Source organism: Leucobacter sp. USCH14, assembly GCF_037619215.1.
Taxonomy (GTDB): domain Bacteria; phylum Actinomycetota; class Actinomycetes; order Actinomycetales; family Microbacteriaceae; genus Leucobacter.
Window position 1 is genome coordinate 1 of record NZ_JAQPZP010000036.1, and the last position, 555, is coordinate 555.

Genomic DNA, 555 nt, shown 5'->3' on the forward strand with positions numbered 1-555 from the left:
CCGGGATGCTGCGGCGAGGCTTCGCGCAGCACTCACCGCGATCGGGCCCGCCCCCGACAGCTCCGCCACCGGAACCACACCACGCTCGGCGGTGCCATCCCCGGTCTCGGGATCCAGGGCGGTGACCGGCACGATCACCTGCACCCGGGCATGCACCCCCTCACCACTCGAACATGCCACGGCGCTGGGGTCGGCACCCAGGAGCAGTTCCGTGAACACGTCCGCCCGGATCTCGTCCCGCACCCGCCGCACCCCGGCACCACCCGCGCCGCCAACGCCCCCGTCACTCGCACCGGTTGAACCCGGAACGTCCGCGGCAGCAGCGTCACCGGCTGATGCACCTTCAGCAGCGGTTTCGGCGCGTTCGACGTCGCGCGCGATCCGCGTCAACCGGTCGTGAATCGCGTACGCCTCCACTGTGGGCAGATACGCCCACAGATCCGACATCCCGTCCTCGCGCTCCTGCACCACCACCCGCCGCCTGCGCACCTCTTCCCGGTGCCGCTCGTCAAGAGACTCCACGGCGTACTGCTCAGCGATCCTGCGCGCGATCGG

The 555-nt window shown here is 71.0% G+C and carries 1 protein-coding gene; it reads right to left on the reverse strand.

Annotation, left to right across the window (positions count from 1 at the left end):
• A partial coding sequence (locus PQI23_RS13950; RefSeq protein ID WP_339975568.1) for a DUF222 domain-containing protein occupies positions 1–522 on the reverse strand: 522 nt, incomplete at its 3' end.
• Between the last annotated feature and the right edge of the window lie 33 nt (positions 523–555).